The 15,823-nt window shown below is 65.9% G+C and carries 15 protein-coding genes and 1 tRNA gene; all 16 read left to right on the top strand.

All coding sequences use genetic code 11. The features are described 5' to 3' along the window. The 16 genes from AC6JAM_RS02590 (at position 1) to AC6JAM_RS02515 (ending at position 15,799) form a co-directional block, all read left to right on the top strand. On the top strand, positions 1-630 hold the full coding sequence (locus tag AC6JAM_RS02590; RefSeq protein ID WP_018770203.1) for a DedA family protein: 630 nt from the start codon (positions 1-3) through the stop codon (positions 628-630). A 134-nt stretch (positions 631-764) separates the two neighbouring features. Then, positions 765-1,490: a DedA family protein gene (locus AC6JAM_RS02585; RefSeq protein ID WP_018770202.1), complete on the top strand. Its 726-nt coding sequence runs from the start codon at positions 765-767 to the stop codon at positions 1,488-1,490. A gap of 53 nt (positions 1,491-1,543) precedes the next feature. Next, positions 1,544-2,680: an adenosine deaminase gene (locus tag AC6JAM_RS02580; RefSeq protein ID WP_018770201.1), complete on the top strand. Its 1,137-nt coding sequence runs from the start codon at positions 1,544-1,546 to the stop codon at positions 2,678-2,680. A gap of 61 nt (positions 2,681-2,741) precedes the next feature. After that, the gene (locus AC6JAM_RS02575; protein ID WP_018770200.1) at positions 2,742-3,314 is read left to right on the top strand and encodes a MazG nucleotide pyrophosphohydrolase domain-containing protein; all 573 of its coding nucleotides are present in this window, start codon (positions 2,742-2,744) and stop codon (positions 3,312-3,314) included. A gap of 118 nt (positions 3,315-3,432) precedes the next feature. Further along, positions 3,433-4,713: a phosphopyruvate hydratase gene (gene eno / locus AC6JAM_RS02570; protein WP_018770199.1), complete on the top strand. Its 1,281-nt coding sequence runs from the start codon at positions 3,433-3,435 to the stop codon at positions 4,711-4,713. 137 nt (positions 4,714-4,850) lie between these two features. After that, positions 4,851-5,531, top strand: a complete 681-nt coding sequence (locus AC6JAM_RS02565; protein WP_488314883.1) for an FtsB family cell division protein — start codon at positions 4,851-4,853, stop codon at positions 5,529-5,531. 27 nt (positions 5,532-5,558) lie between these two features. Continuing rightward, positions 5,559-6,230 carry a DUF501 domain-containing protein gene (locus AC6JAM_RS02560; RefSeq protein ID WP_018770197.1) on the top strand — a complete coding sequence of 224 codons (672 nt, stop codon included), beginning with the start codon at positions 5,559-5,561 and terminating at the stop codon, positions 6,228-6,230. Beyond that, the gene (locus AC6JAM_RS02555; RefSeq protein ID WP_497933936.1) at positions 6,227-7,174 is read left to right on the top strand and encodes a Ppx/GppA phosphatase family protein; all 948 of its coding nucleotides are present in this window, start codon (positions 6,227-6,229) and stop codon (positions 7,172-7,174) included. Before AC6JAM_RS02560 ends, AC6JAM_RS02555 begins: the two co-directional genes overlap by 4 nt. Positions 7,175-7,177: 3 nt before the next feature. Further along, positions 7,178-8,587, top strand: coding sequence for a S8 family serine peptidase (locus AC6JAM_RS02550; RefSeq protein WP_018770195.1), 1,410 nt, complete (start codon positions 7,178-7,180; stop codon positions 8,585-8,587). Positions 8,588-8,621: 34 nt separating this feature from the next. Beyond that, on the top strand, positions 8,622-10,088 hold the full coding sequence (locus tag AC6JAM_RS02545; RefSeq protein ID WP_134164553.1) for an NAD(P)/FAD-dependent oxidoreductase: 1,467 nt from the start codon (positions 8,622-8,624) through the stop codon (positions 10,086-10,088). Positions 10,089-10,198: 110 nt separating this feature from the next. Beyond that, a tRNA-Leu gene (locus tag AC6JAM_RS02540) sits at positions 10,199-10,272 on the top strand. Positions 10,273-10,514: 242 nt separating this feature from the next. Continuing rightward, entirely contained in the window at positions 10,515-11,747 is a 1,233-nt protein-coding gene (locus AC6JAM_RS02535) for a branched-chain amino acid ABC transporter substrate-binding protein (protein WP_056393470.1), read from the top strand. A 156-nt stretch (positions 11,748-11,903) separates the two neighbouring features. After that, positions 11,904-12,911 carry a branched-chain amino acid ABC transporter permease gene (locus AC6JAM_RS02530; protein WP_018770192.1) on the top strand — a complete coding sequence of 336 codons (1,008 nt, stop codon included), beginning with the start codon at positions 11,904-11,906 and terminating at the stop codon, positions 12,909-12,911. Continuing rightward, positions 12,908-14,155 carry a branched-chain amino acid ABC transporter permease gene (locus AC6JAM_RS02525; RefSeq protein ID WP_018770191.1) on the top strand — a complete coding sequence of 416 codons (1,248 nt, stop codon included), beginning with the start codon at positions 12,908-12,910 and terminating at the stop codon, positions 14,153-14,155. The genes AC6JAM_RS02530 and AC6JAM_RS02525 overlap by 4 nt, the downstream gene beginning before the upstream one ends. Then, positions 14,152-15,099, top strand: coding sequence for an ATP-binding cassette domain-containing protein (locus tag AC6JAM_RS02520; RefSeq protein WP_018770190.1), 948 nt, complete (start codon positions 14,152-14,154; stop codon positions 15,097-15,099). The genes AC6JAM_RS02525 and AC6JAM_RS02520 overlap by 4 nt, the downstream gene beginning before the upstream one ends. Further along, positions 15,086-15,799, top strand: coding sequence for an ABC transporter ATP-binding protein (locus tag AC6JAM_RS02515; RefSeq protein ID WP_018770189.1), 714 nt, complete (start codon positions 15,086-15,088; stop codon positions 15,797-15,799). The genes AC6JAM_RS02520 and AC6JAM_RS02515 overlap by 14 nt, the downstream gene beginning before the upstream one ends. The last annotated feature ends 24 nt before the right edge of the window (positions 15,800-15,823 follow it).

Below are 15,823 nucleotides of genomic sequence, written 5' to 3'. Positions count from 1 at the left end.
ATGCAGGCCATCAATGACTTCATCCTCGCCGCAGCCGGGCAGCCCTGGGTGCTGGTACTGGTGCTGGCCTGCTGCATCATTGACGGCTTCTTCCCGCCTGTCCCCAGCGAATCCGTGGTGGTGGGCCTTGCAGCCGTCGCCGCCACCGCCGATGTGCCCAACCCGCTGCTCCTGGCCCTGGTGGCGGCCGCCGGTGCCTTCTCCGGTGACAACATCGCCTACCTCCTGGGCCGGCGGGTGGGCACCGGGCGCTGGGCCTGGATGCGCGGCCCGCGGATGCAAAGCGCGTTCCGCTGGGCGGGCCGCGAACTGCGGAAGCGTCCCGCCTCGCTGATCCTGGTGGCCCGCTTTGTCCCTATCGGGCGGGTGGCGGTCAACCTGACCGCCGGCGTCACCCACTACCCGCATCTTCGGTTCGTGGGCCTGACCATCCTGTCGGCCAGCCTCTGGGCCGGCTACTCGGTGGCGATCGGGCTTTTCTTCGGCCAGTGGTTCGAGGACAACCACCTCCTGGGCGCGGCAATCGCCATCGTGTGCGCCGTGGCCCTGGGCATTGTGGTGGACCTGGTAATCAACAAATTCCGGGGCAAACCCAACGTCGTGGAGCGGATCCGGGAACCCGGTGCCTGACCGGCGCGTTTAACCTGTAATTCCGGGCTTCGGGGCGTAGCGCATTGCGGCTCCCGCATGGGACACTTAGGAACGATTTCCGCTTTGGCTGCGGCACTTTGGCTGTGTCATTTTTTATACAGGAGCAACACCGCGTGGAGTTTATTAATGAGGCCGTGCTCCATGCAGCGGGCCAATGGTGGATTTACCCCGTCCTGTTGGTGTTCTTCTTCGTGGACGGCTTCGCCATGGTGGTCCCCAGTGAGACGCTGATCGTTGCGCTGGCGGCTTTTTCCCGTCACAGCGGCGAGCCCAATCTTTGGATCCTGGGCTTGACGGCCCTGGTCGGCGCCATCTGCGGCGACAACATGGCCTATATGCTCGGCCGGAAGATTGGCCTGGACCGGTGGGGGTGGATGCGCCGGCCCAAAGTCCGGAAGGTCTTCGCCTGGGCGCGGTATGAGCTTGAAAAGCGGGGTGCCGTACTGATCTTCACCGCCCGCTACATCCCCTGGGGCCGGGTGGCGGTCAACTACGTCGCCGGCAGCACCGGCTTCTCGCACCGCAGGTTCTTCGTCTTCGACGCCTTCGCCTGCGTCACCTGGGTGGGCTACTCCCTTGGCATCGGCGTGCTGGCCAGCTCGTTCCCCTGGCTGCACCACAACCCACTGCTGAGCGCGGGTATCGCCGTCGTGTTCGCGATTGTCCTGGGCATCGTCATTGACCACCTGCTGCGCTGGTGGCACAAACGGCTGGGCCGGAACGACGCACCTGACGCGGACGGGTGGAGCGATGAAACCTCCGGCTCCGGCCACGAGGGACGACCCGGCACCCAGGCCCTTGTAATGCCGTCGGCAGAGGCCGGTCCCGCGGCCAAGTAGCGCCGGGCTTTGAACGGCTGGCTTTGAACTCTGGCCCACCCTAAGGTGGGAACGTGACTGAGCCTATTGTTGACGCTGCCCCTGCCATCGATTTTGACCTGAAGAGCCTGCCCAAGGTTTCCCTTCACGACCACCTGGACGGAGGACTCCGTCCGGCCACCATCATCGAACTGGCGGAGGCCGTAGGCCACACGCTCCCCTCGACCGACCCGGTGGCCCTGGGGCAGTGGTTCCGGGAGTCAGCGGATTCCGGATCCCTGGTCCGCTACCTGGAGACGTTCGACCACACCGTTGCCGTGATGCAGACCTACGACGGTCTGTTCCGCGTCGCGAAGGAGTTCGTTGAGGACCTCGCCGACGACGGCGTGGTGTACGGCGAAGTGCGTTGGGCCCCCGAGCAGCACCTCCAGAAGGGCCTGAGCCTTGATGAAGCCGTGGAAGCGGTTCAGGATGGCCTGGAGGCCGGCGTCGAAGCCGTGTCCGAAAGTGGCCGCGAAATCCAGGTGGGCCAGCTGATCACCGCCATGCGGCACGCCGACCGTGGCCAGGAGATCGCCGAACTGGCCGTCCGCCACCGCAACAAGGGCGCAGTGGGTTTTGACATCGCCGGGGCCGAGGACGGCTTCCTGCCCAGCCGCTTCAGGGACGCCTTCACCTACCTGGCCCAGCACAATTTCCCTGCCACGGTTCACGCCGGCGAGGCGGCCGGGCTGGAGAGCATCCAGTCCGCGCTGGTGGACGGCCGCGCCCTCCGCCTGGGCCACGGCGTCCGGATCGCCGAGGACATCATGGTGGAATTCGACGACGACGGGGAAGCCGGGGACACTGTTGGCCTGGTCACCCTCGGGGACCTCTCCAGCTGGATCCGCGACCGCGGCATCGCCCTGGAAATCTGCCCGTCCTCAAACCTCCAGACCGGCGCGATTGCAGAATTCGGTGAGGGCATCGAGAGCCACCCGCTGGACATGCTCTACCAGCTGGGCTTCAACGTCACCATCAACACGGACAACCGCCTGATGAGCGGCGTCACCCTGACCGACGAGTTCAACCTGCTGGTGGAAACCTTCGACTACGACCTCGACGACCTGCTGGAGCTGACCCTCAATGCCGCCGAAGCGTCCTTCCTGCCCCTGGAGGAAAAGGAAGCGCTGGTGGAATACATCAACGACGCCTACGCCAACCTTGGCTGACCAGGCGCCCGTCGGGAGGCTCGTCACTGTCATAGGGCAGCTGCGTGAGCACTGTCCCTGGATGGGCGCCCTGACACACGCCTCGCTGGTGGAGTACCTCCTGGAGGAGGCGTACGAGGTGGCCGAAACCATCGAGGAGGGCCACCCCGACGCCGAACTCCAGGGCGAGCTGGGCGACGTCCTGCTCCAGGTGGTGCTGCACGCCCGGCTGGCCGAGGAACGCGGTGCGTTCAAGTTCGACGACGTGGCGCGCGGCCTGGCTGCCAAAATGATCCGCCGGAACCCGCACGTGTTCCAACCTGACGGTTCCCTGCAGGAGAGCTTCCCGGCCACCGTTGAGGAGATCGAGCAGAAGTGGGACGAGGTCAAGCGGGCCGAACGCCCGGAGCGGCCCAGCGCCTTTGAGGGCATCCCGGAGGCCCTCCCGGCGCTGGCCAAGGCCCAAAAGTCGCTGGACCGCGCCGCCCGCGCGGGCCTCGGGCTTCCCGACGGCGCTGCCGTCCCTCAAAGCGAGGAGGAACTCGGAAACCTGCTGCTCGCCGTCGTGCGTTCCGCCCGTGACAACGGCATGGACGCTGAGCGTGCCCTCCGTGCCGCGGTCCGCCGTTACCAAGGCGGCCACGCGCCATCATGACGTCACGGCCCCGGCCGGTTTGAGTAACCCGGACCACTCTCGACTACGCTAGTCCCTGACGAGTACGTCGAGTTTTTTGCCTGATTCCCCCCGTTAATCGCCCATAAGGAGCAAATTCATGGCGCTTATCGATGCCATCCACGCCCGCGAGATCCTCGATTCCCGTGGCAACCCCACCGTAGAAGTTGAAGTCCTGCTTTCCGACGGCCAGATCGGCCGCGCGGCCGTTCCCTCCGGCGCTTCCACCGGCGAGCACGAGGCCGTCGAACTGCGCGACGGCGACAAGGGCCGCTACCTCGGCAAGGGCGTGCAGAAGGCCGTCGACGCCGTGATCGACCAGATTGCCCCCGCCCTGACCGGCTTCGACGCCACCGACCAGCGCAGCATCGACCAGGCCATGCTGGACCTGGACGGCACCCCCAACAAGGGCAAGCTGGGCGCCAACGCCATCCTGGGCGTCTCCCTGGCGGTCGCCAACGCAGCCGCGGCCTCTGCCGACCTGCCGCTCTACAAGTACCTGGGCGGCCCCAACGCGCATGTCCTGCCCGTGCCGCTGATGAACATCCTCAACGGTGGATCCCACGCCGATTCCGACGTCGACATCCAGGAATTCATGATCGCCCCGATCGGCGCCGAGACCTTCTCCGAGGGCCTGCGCTGGGGCGTCGAGGTGTACCACAACCTCAAGTCCGTGCTCAAGGAAAAGGGCCTGTCCACCGGCCTCGGCGACGAAGGCGGCTTCGCCCCGAACCTGCCGTCCAACCGTGCAGCACTGGACCTGATCCAGGAAGCCATCAAGAACGCCGGCTACACCCCGGGCAAGGACATCGCCCTGGCCCTGGACGTTGCCTCCTCCGAATTCTTCAAGGACGGCGCCTACCAGTTCGAAGGCAAAGCGCTCTCCGCCACCGAGATGAGCGCTTACTACGCCGAACTCGTGGCCGACTACCCGCTGGTCTCCATCGAAGACCCGCTGGACGAGAACGACTGGGAAGGCTGGAAGACCCTCACCGACACCATCGGCGACAAGGTCCAGCTGGTGGGCGACGACCTGTTCGTCACCAACCCCTCCATCCTGCAGCGCGGCATCGACACCAAGACCGCCAACTCCCTGCTGGTCAAGGTCAACCAGATCGGTTCCCTGACCGAGACCCTGGACGCCGTCAGCCTGGCCCAGCGCGCCGGCTACACCACCATCACCTCGCACCGCTCCGGCGAAACCGAGGACACCACCATCGCCGACATCTCGGTGGCCACCAACGCCGGCCAGATCAAGACCGGCGCCCCGGCCCGCTCCGAGCGCGTCGCCAAGTACAACCAGCTGCTGCGCATCGAAGAGGAACTCGACGACGCCGCACGCTACGCCGGACGCAGCGCGTTCCCGCGTTTCAAGGGCTAGTAACCGCCTAAACCCATCCGCGGTGGCTATGGTTGAAAGACCATAGCCACCGCTGTTGTTTCCAGCAGCATTTGTTTCAGCAGTGTTTGTCCAGCACAGATAGTGGCTGCCCAGGCAGGCTGCGTTTCAGGAGTGTCATGGCTACCCGCCGCCCCAAAGTTCCCAAGGTCGCCCCCGCCCGTCCAGCCAGGGAAACGGCCGACGACGGATCCGCCGGCGGTGCCGAGGTCATCCGGGCGGATTTCCGGCCGGGCAAGGGCGCCGCTACGACGGGCAAAGCACCGGCGGGCGATAACCCGGGGCGTGGAACTGCGGGCAAGGCCGCGGCGAAGGCATCGCAGGCAGCCAAGTCCGGGCCTTCCGCCGCACGCAAGGGCAGCAGTTCCGTTGACGGCAAGAGCGTCCGGGACGGCGATGAGGATCAGCACCCTGTCCCCGCCAAGGCGTTCTCCGGCCGCATGCTGGCGCTGGCCGTGGTGATGATTGCCATCACCATCATGCTGGCGCCCACGGTGAAGATCTTCTTCGACAAAAAGGCCGAAATCGACGCGCTGAATGCCGATATCGCCGCACGCCAGGCGGAAGGCGATGCCCTCCGGCAGCAGGTTTCGCGGTGGCAGGACCCCAACTACGTCAAACAGCAGGCCCGCGACCGCATTAACATGGTTATGCCGGGCGAAACCGGCTACTGGGTTTTTGGCAGCGATGAGCCGGCCGGAGAAAGCAGTAGCCCCGCCGGCGCAGCAGCACAAGACCCCGCCGATCTGCCGTGGGTGGATTCCCTGTGGGAGTCCATCAGGCGCGCGGCCACAGACTGAACCGCACAGGAAGGACGGCCCGCGAACATGGAACACAACACGGCAGCCGCCCGGGACGAATCCCGCCAACCGACAGCACACGACCTTGAAGTACTGAGCAGGCAGCTGGGACGCCCCGTCCGCGACGTCGTGGAGATTCCGGCGCGCTGCGTCTGTGGAAACCCCCTGGTGGCTGCCACCGCCCCGCGTCTCAGCAACGGCACCCCCTTTCCCACCACCTTCTACCTGACGCACCCGGTGATCACGTCCGCGGTTTCCAGGCTTGAAGCGGCCGGCGTCATGAACAGCATGAATGAACAACTGGCAGGCGATGCCGGGCTCGCGGCTGCCTACCGCTCAGCACACGAGGAGTACCTCGCTGCCCGTGCGGCCATCGGGGAGCGTTCGGGCATCGGCGCTGTGCCTGAAATCGACGGCGTCTCCGCCGGCGGGATGCCCACGCGCGTCAAATGCCTGCACGTCCTGGTGGGCCACTCCCTGGCGGCAGGCAGCGGCGTCAATCCCCTGGGCGACCAGGCGCTTGACATGATCAGCGAATGGTGGACGGCGGACAGGTGCTACTGCGACGGTGCCTGGGACACCACAGGCGAGGCACCGTCCAGGGACCTCAGCCGCCACGGACCGCAGGGCCTGCCGGACATCGTGGGGCGCCCTGCCCCCGTGCGGAAGTCCGCCGGCGCCGCAGAGGCCGCCGAATGACCCGCGTGGCCGCCATCGACTGCGGCACCAACTCCATCCGGCTGCTGATTGCGGACATCGACCGCAGCAGCGGCGCCGCGAACCTCACCGACGTCGTCCGGGAGATGCGCGTGGTCCGGCTGGGCCAGGGCGTGGATGCTACCGGCGAACTGGCCCCGGAGGCGCTGGACCGGACCTTTGCCGCGGCGGCTGACTACGCCCGGCTGATTAAGGAGCACGGCGCGGAGCGGATCCGCTTTGTGGCCACCTCCGCAAGCCGCGATGCGCGCAACCGGGACGTCTTCGTGGACGGCATCAGGGACCTGCTGGGAGTGGAACCTGAGGTGATCTCGGGGGACGAGGAAGCGGCACTGTCATTCGCCGGCGCCAGCAGCGTCCTGCCCATCCTCGACGGCCACCAGGTGCTGGTGGTGGACCTCGGCGGTGGAAGCACCGAATTCGTCCTCGGCACCGCAGCCGGGGTAACCGCGGCAAAGTCCGTGGACATCGGCTGTGTCCGGCTCACCGAACGGCACCTGCGCAACGATCCTCCCACCGCCGAACAGATCGCTGCCGCGGAAGCCGACGTGGACGCTGCCATGGTCCGCGCCGGGCGCGACGTACCGCTGGAACGCGCCACCGCCGTCGTCGGTGTTGCCGGGTCCGTCACCACCATTACCGCGCACGCGCTCCGCCTGCCCGGGTATTCCCCCGCCGCAATCCACGGCGCCGAACTCCCCATCGGGGAAGTCCGCGCCGCCGCCACCGACCTGCTGGGCATGACCCGGGCGCGCCGCGCGGCACTGCCGTACATGCACCCGGGACGCGTGGACGTCATCGGCGCCGGGGGACTGGTATGGCGCCGCATCCTGGAACGGATGGGGGAGCTGACCGGGGGGCGCATCACCGCGGCCACCGCAAGCGAGCACGACATCCTCGACGGCATCGCGCTGAGCATCGGTTAGGCCATGCACTCCACCCCAGCTTCCATCCCGCTCCTGCCCCGTGCGGCGGCCGCCGCCGTAGCCGTCCTCCTGGCAGCGTCCTGCCTGTGCGCCGGCCTCTTCACTGCACCCGCCGCAAACGCCGACGAATGGCGCGACAAGGAATACTGGCTGGCAGACTCCGGTATTACCAAGGCCTGGGAGGTGTCAAAAGGTGCCGGCGTCAAGGTGGCCGTCATTGACAGCGGCATCGACGCCCAGCACCCGGACCTCAAAGGCGCGGTCGTCGGCGGTTACGACGCCTCGGGCTCCGGCCAGCCCGACGGCCAGAAAAGCGTCGGCTCCAAACCCGAACACGGCACCTTGGTGGCCACCATGCTGGCCGGCCGCGGACACCAGCCGGCCAGTGCAAGCCCCAGCCCGGGTCCCGGGCAGCCCGGCACTCCGCCGGACGGGATCATGGGCGTGGCGCCGGAGGCCCAGCTTTTGTCCGTTTCCACCTGGCTGGGCTCGGCCAACCCCTCGGGCAAAAGCGACCAGGACCAGATTCCCGAGGCCGTCCGCTGGGCCGTGGACAACGGCGCCAAGGTGATCAACATTTCGCTGGGCAGCACCACCCCGCAGTGGCCGCAAAGCTGGGACGCCGCGTTCCTGTACGCAGAACAAAAGGACGTGGTCATCGTTGCCGCCGCGGGCAACCGCGTGGGCGGCAACACCCAGGTGGGCGCCCCCGCCACCATCCCCGGCGTACTCACCGTGGCGGGCCTGGACCGGAAGAACGTGGCCAGCGTGGACGCCTCATCGCAGGGGATCAGCATCGGGGTGGCTGCCCCCGCAGAGAACCTCCTGGGCGGCCTCCCCGGCGGGAGCTACGCGGAGTGGGCCGGGACCTCCGGGTCCACGCCCATCGTTTCCGGCGTCGCCGCCCTGATCCGGTCCAAGTGGCCGGACATGAGCGCCGAACAGGTGATCAACAGGATCGTCTCCACGGCAAAGGATGCCGGCCCTCCGGGCAAGGACCCGCTGTACGGCTATGGCATCCTGAACGCCGAGGCCGCGCTCAAGGCCGACGTCCCCCAGGTGTCGGTGAACCCGTTGGGCACCGTAGCCGAATGGATCCGCGTGCACCGGCGCGGCAACGCCGCGCCTGCAACTCCCCAGCCCACCGCCACCTCAGCGCCCATCGCGGCACCCACGCTGCCGGACGCCACCGTCCCGGCCGCCAAGGCACCCTCTCAGCGCGACACTGCCATCGGTGCCGCCGTCGTGATCGGTTTTGCCGTCCTGTTCGTGGCGATCATCGCTGCTGCCGGCATCTCGCTCCGGAGGGCTGCCCGGAACCCGGCCCTTGCCCGGGAGGAGCCGGAGACAGGGGTAGTGGAACAGGTGCAATCGCGCAGTAATCCGCACGTTACGGACCGGGGGGCAAGTTAGTGAAGATTTTCACAAACTGCGCTATCCTTAAACTATGGCAACCACCCCACAGCTCCAGGACCGTCCCAGGGTACTCGTCGTCGGCGGCGGGTACGTCGGCCTGTACGTAGCACTGAAACTGCAGAAGAAGATCGCGAATGCCGGTGGCATCGTCACCGTCGTCGATCCGCTGCCCTACATGACCTACCAGCCGTTCCTCCCCGAGGTGGCCGGCGGCAACATCGAGGCCCGCCACGCGGTGGTGTCCCACCGCCAGCACCTCAAGCAGACGGAACTGATCCAGGGCCGCGTTACCTCGATCGACCACGAAAACCGCACAGCTGTGGTGGCTCCCGCCGACGGCGGCGAAAACTTTGAAATTCCGTACTTCGACGTCGTGCTCGCAGCCGGCGCCATCACCCGCACGTTCCCCATCAAGGGCCTCGCGGACAAGGGCATTGGCCTGAAGACCATCGAGGAAGCCGTTGCGCTGCGCAACAAGCTGCTGGAGCGCATCGAGGTTGCCTCCACCATGACGGACCCCGCCGCACGCGCCCGCGCCCTCACCTTCGTGGTGGTCGGCGGCGGCTTTGCCGGCATCGAGTGCATCACCGAGATGGAAGACCTCGCCCGCGCAGCCGTGCGCAACAACCCCCGCATCAAGCAGGAGGAAGTCCGCTTCGTCCTGGTCGAAGCCATGGGCCGCATCATGCCCGAGGTCACCGCCAAGCAGGCCGAGTGGGTTGTGGACCACCTGCGCAGCCGCGGCATCGAGGTCCTCCTGAACACCTCGCTGGACAGCGCCGAAGGCACCCTGAAGCTCATCAACCTTCCGGACAAAACCCCCGCCCAGGAATTCGAAGCCGACACCCTGGTGTGGACGGCCGGCGTGCAGGCCAACCCGATGGTCCGCTCCACCGACTTCCCGCTCGAGCCCCGCGGCCGCGTCCGCGTCCTGCCGGACCTGCGCATTGCCGGGGACGAAGGCATCGTGGAGAACGCGTGGGCCGCAGGCGACATCGCCGCCGTTCCGGACCTCACCGGCAAGGGCCTGCCTGACGGCACCTGCGTCCCCAACGCCCAGCACGCCCTGCGCCAGGCCAAGCGCCTTGCCAAGAACCTGTGGGCTTCGCGCTGGGACAAGCCGCTGGCTGACTACAAGCACAAGAACCTTGGTGCGGTGGCCGGCTTCGGCGAATGGAAGGGCGTTGCCAACATCAACCTCCTGGGCCGGATCGGCCTCAAGGGCCCGCTGGCGTGGCTGGCCCACCGCGGCTACCACGGCATGGCCATGCCCACGTTCGAGCGCAAGTTCCGCGTGATCTTCAACTGGATCATCGGCTTCTTCGCCGGCCGGGACACCACCCAGCTCATGGACCTGGACAACCCCCGCGGCGCCTTCGTCGCGGCAGCTACCCCCGCCCCGAAGCCGGCAGCCGCACCAGCGGCAGTTCCGGCCGGCGGCTCTGGTTCAACCGCCACCACCGCTGCCAAGGAAACGGTGGCGGCCAACGCCAAGTAGTGCGTCTGCTCCCGCTTTACAGCGTCCGACGGCGGCCGTCCCCTTTGCGGGGCCGGCCGCCGTCGGCGTTTCCAGCCAACGTGCCATTCACAGGTACCATTGACCCCGGCGCCCCAGTAGCCCAATTGGCAGAGGCAGCGGACTTAAAATCCGCGTGTTGTGGGTTCGAGTCCCACCTGGGGTACAGACTGTCCCGGCACGGCGCTGCCGTCCCGGCGTTCCGAAAGCCGCCTGCCCAGCAGGCGGCTTTCGGCGTTTAATGCCCCACAGGAAACTACTGTTATAAGGCTGTGACCTCAGTCACTTAGGTTCGCTGGCGTCTATGCACTAGCTTGAAGCTAAATCAGGAATACCTGGTCCCGCTCCGGGCGCCACAGCGCCCGTTCCGCACCCGCATCGCACGGTCCTGTTTCGGAAGGCAGATTAATGTACCGAAAGAAAGTCCTCACTTCGTTGGCAGCGGCAGCCACGTTCAGCATGCTGCTGTCGGCCTGCGCCAACCAAGCAGGCCCCAGCAACACCGAGAGCTCCGGCTCGTCCAACAAAGTGAACATCCCCGCCATTTCGAAAGTGGACGTTCCCTCCGGCGCGGTCAAGCCCGCCGGCGACGGCAAGGCGACCTGCCCGTCCACCACCACGCTGGCCTACGCCGGCGCCCAGACCGGCCCCAACGCGCAGCTCGGCGTCAACATTTTCAACGGCATCCAGCTGGCCATCGACCAGCACAACAAGGCCAACCCGGGCTGCCAGGTGCAGTTCAAGAAGTTCGATACCGAAGGCGACCCCAACAAGGCCACCGGCCCCGTCACCCAGCTGGTGAGCGAGCCGGACATCCTGGGTGTGGTCGGCCTCCCGTTCTCGGGTGAGTCCAAAGCCACGGGCAACATCTTCGAGCAGAAGGGCCTGGTGCACATCACGCCGTCGGCCACCAACCCGGGCCTGACCAACAACGGCTGGACCACCTTCTTCCGGGGCCTCGGCAATGACGCCGTCCAGGGTCCGGCGGCCGCCAAGTTCCTCACCGGGAAGCTTGGCGCCAAGAAGGTTTACCTGGTCCAGGATGATTCCGACTACGGCATCGGCCTGGGAACCTCCACCTCTGCCGGCCTGGGCAGCGCACTGGCCGGGACGGAAAAGGTGACCACCGGGCAGAAGGACTTCTCGGCAGTCATTTCCAAGATCATGAACGCCAAGGCGGACGCCGTCTTCTACGCCGGCTACTACGCAGAGGGCGCCCCGTTCGACCAGCAGCTGGTCGGCAAGGGGTTCACGGGGACGTTCGTGGCACCGGATGGCGTCAAGGATGACCAGTTCATCAAGCAGGCAGGCGACGCTTCCAACAACGCCTACTTCACCTGCCCCTGCATCCCCGGTGAGCTGATTCCTGATTTTGCATCGGCTTACAAGGACATCGCCAAGGGTGCAGAACCCGGTACGTACTCCATCGAGGGCTACGACGCCGCAACCGTGCTCCTGTCCGGGATCGACGCCGGCAAGCAGAACCGCGCCGACCTGCTTGCCTGGGTCAAGGCCTACGACAAGGACGGCCTGAGCAAGCACTACAAGTGGGATGCGAAGGGCGAGCTCCAGGCCCCGACCGTGTACGGCTACAAGGTGGAAAACGGGAAGATCGTTCCCATCGGCCCCATCGGGGAGTAGCAGCCCGGCGCAAGACAATGGCTGTGGGGGCCAGCATCAGCAGGCCCCCACAGCCTTTTCTTCGCTTGGCAGCAGCCCAGGACCAAACTACGTCAATAGACACAAGTCCCACGGCCGGGCCCACAAGGCCGCGTGCAACTGGATCAGGATGTTCCCATGCTTCCCTCTCTTGTCCCACTACTCCCGACTGAAAACGACTGGATCACCTTCGACATACCGTCCCTGGCCCAGAACTTCTGGAGTGCCACCTTTGACGGCCTCACCTTCGGGGCCATCTACGCGCTCGTAGCGCTGGGCTACACCCTGGTCTACGGCGTGCTGAACCTGATCAACTTCGCCCACTCGGAAGTGTTCATCGTCGGCTGCTACGCAGTCTTCTTCACCCTCAGCAGCCTGGGCTTCGGCCCCTCGGTTCCCCGGCTCGACATCTGGGCGATCATCCTGAACCTGTTGCTGGCGCTGGTTTTGGCCATGGTTGCCTCGGCCGTCACAGCCTTCCTGCTGGAACGCATCGCATACAAACCCCTTCGGCGACGCAACGCCCCCCGCCTGGTCTTCCTGATCACGGCCATTGGTGCTTCCTTCACCATCCAGTACCTGATCTACCTGTGGCGTGGTCCCAGCCCCGAGCTTGCCCTGACCATGTTCCGGCCCACCCCCATCTTCGACGTCTTCGGCACCATCATCGATTCCCAGCAGCTGGTGATCATCATCGCCGCGGTGATCATGATGGTGGGCATCGACAGGTTCATCAGCAAGTCCCGCACCGGCCGCGGCATCCGGGCCGTTGCCCAGGATCCTGATACCGCAACATTGATGGGCGTCAACAAAGAGCGCATCATTATTACCACCTTCGTCATCGGAGGCCTGCTCGCAGGAGCCGCCGCCTTGTTCTATGTCATGAAAATCCCGTCCGGTGTCCAGTACAGCGGCGGATTCGTCCTGGGCATCAAGGCCTTCGCGGCCGCTGTGCTCGGCGGCATCGGCAACGTCCGCGGCGCCCTGCTGGGCGGCCTGCTGCTCGGCCTGATCGGCAACTACGGCCAGATCCTGCTGGGCAACTCGCAGTGGACTGACGTCGTGGCCTTCGTGGTGCTGGTGCTCGTGCTGCTGCTGCGGCCCGAAGGCATCCTGGGAACCTCCCTTGGAAGGAGCAAAGCATGAGCATGACGGACGGCCCCACACCGCTGCAGACAGCGGCGGCCCAACAGGCAGCAGAGGACCGCGAAGCTTCCTCGAAGGCCGCAGGAAAGAGCGACCTCCGCCAGCGGGGCAGACGCAAGTCCGGGTACTTCTCCGACCGGTGGCACGCACTGTCCCGGCAACAGCAGTGGGCGTTCCTGATTATCGTCGTCGTCCTGGCCTACCTGCTCCCGCTGATGAACCCGCCCATCATCACCACCGAGCCCGGCAACAACTTCGCCCTGGCCTGCTTCGACATGGCCCGGTTCGCACTGATCGCCGTCGGCCTCAACGTGGTGGTGGGATACGCCGGCCTCCTGGACCTGGGATACGTCGCCTTCTTTGCCGTGGGCTCCTACTGCGCAGCAATGCTGACCAGTCCGGACTCGCCCTTCCTGCATATCCCATACCTGTGGACCATTCCGATCGCCATGGCCGTCACCATGTTCTTCGGCGTAGTGCTGGGCGTCCCCACCCTGCGCCTTCGAGGCGACTACCTGGCCATCGTGACGCTCGGATTCGGCGAAATCGTCCGCATCCTGGCCACGATCATCCCGGCAATGAAGGGCCAGGTGGGCTTCCAGAACGTTGGCCACCCGCCGGGTACCGAGGCTGACGGAACGCCCATCTTCTCCAACTCGAACGGCGTGCCTTGGTACTGGCTGACGTTGACCATCATCATCATCGTCACCCTCCTGGTAGGCAACCTGGAACGCAGCCGGGTTGGCCGCGCCTGGATCGCCATCCGTGAAGACGAGGACGCCGCCGAAATCATGGGCGTTCCCACCTTCAAATACAAGGTGTGGGCCTTCGCCATCGGCGCAGCGATCGGCGGACTATCCGGCGCCCTCTTCGCCGGGCAGGTGGGGTTCGTCAACAACCAGAAATTCGACGTCACCACGTCCATCCTGTTCCTCGCCGCCGTCGTGCTTGGCGGAGCGGGCAACAAGGTTGGTGCCATCCTTGGCGGCGCCCTGGTCAGCTACATCCCGCTGAGGTTCACGGCCATTGCCGAATACAAGTACCTGATCTTCGGCATTGCCCTGGTGCTGATCATGATCTTCCGTTCCCAGGGACTGCTCCCGGCACGGCAGCGGTTGCTCGCCTACGGACGGACTGCTCTGAACAAGGTGGTCACCCGCGAGGTCACCCAGCCCAAGGACACGGACAATCCACCAGCCGGTCCCGACACCCGGGCGGCCGGACAGAGAGGAGCGGAGGCATGAGCTCCGAGGAAAGGCACGGCGGCTCCAGCAGCGTGGAGGAACAGCCGGCAAGTGATGGCTCCGCGGCTGTTGCGCCCGAGATCGACATCGAAGCCCTGGCAGAGGCCGGCGTGGACCCGGAACTTGCCGAGAAGGTGGCCCCGGACCGCGACATCGCGGTCAAAGTGGGCGACAACATCGTGGAAGTCCAGAACCTGACCATCAAGTTCGGCGGCCTCGTGGCGCTGGACAACATCAGCTTCAACATCAAGCGGGGCGAGATCCTTGGCCTCATCGGGCCCAACGGCGCCGGCAAGACCACCTGCTTCAACGCGATGACCGGCGTTTACAAGCCCACCAGCGGGAAGGTGGTGCTGGAAGGCCAGGTCCTGAACGGCATCAAGCAGCACAAGATCACCCGCCTGGGCCTGTCCCGCACCTTCCAGAACATCCGCCTGTTCGGTGAGATGACCGCCCTCGAAAACGTGGTGGTGGGCCTGGACGCCCGGCACCGGACCAGCGTCGGCGGGGCGCTGCTGCGCCTGCCCACCCACATCAGGGAGGAGAAGTCCGCCATCGAACGGGGCATGGCCCTGCTGGACTTCGTTGGCATCGGCAGCCACGCGCATGTCCTGTCCCGGCAACTGCCGTACGGCTACCAGCGCCGCCTGGAGATTGCCCGGGCCCTGGCAACCGATCCCAAGGTCCTGTGCCTCGACGAGCCTGCGGCCGGATTCAATCCTGCCGAAAAGGAAGAACTGATGGCGCTCATCCGCACCATCAGGGATGAGGGCTACACCGTGCTGCTGATCGAGCACGACATGAAGCTCGTGATGGGCGTCACGGACCGGATCGTCGTGCTGGAATTCGGGAAGAAGATTGCGGATGGACTGCCGCGCGAGATCCGCGAGGACCCGCGCGTTATTGCCGCCTACCTAGGAGAGCCCGAAGATGACGTTGCTTGAACTTAAGGACGTTTCCGTGCACTACGGCCGCATCCAGGCCCTGCGGAACATCTCCTTCACCGTGGATGAAGGTGAAGTCGTGGCGTTGATCGGCGCCAACGGTGCCGGCAAAACCACCACGATGCGGACAATTTCCGGGTTGCTGAACTGCTCGGAAGGCCGGATCATGTTCGCCGGCCAGGACATCACCAAGATGAAGGCCCATATCCGGGTGGTCCACGGAATCTCCCAGGCCCCCGAAGGCCGCGGTATCTTCCCGGGCATGACCGTCATGGAAAACCTCGATATGGGCACTTTCGGACGCAAGGACAGAAGCGGGGTGGGGAAGGACCTGGACCGCGTGTTCGACCTGTTTCCCCGCCTGAAGGAGCGGGAAAAGCAGTACGGGGGCACCATGTCCGGCGGCGAGCAGCAGATGCTGGCCATTGGGCGGGCCCTGATGTCCAACCCGAAGCTGCTGCTCCTGGACGAGCCCTCCATGGGCCTGGCACCACAGTTCATCCGCCAGATTTTCAAGATCATCAAGGAAATCAACAACCAGGGCACCACCGTCCTGATGGTGGAACAGAACGCCAACCAGGCCCTGGCCGGGGCACACCGCGCCTTCGTGCTGGAGACCGGGGAGATCACCCACAGCGGAACAGGAAAGCAGTTGCTGGACGACCCGTCCATCAAGGAGGCCTACCTGGGGGTGGGGTAGTTCGCCGCACGGGGCCGGGTGCCT

This window comes from Arthrobacter sp. GmRoot5-12 (genome assembly GCF_059739365.1).
Note: the sequence above shows the minus strand (reverse complement) of the source record. Positions and strands in the feature narration are given on the sequence as shown.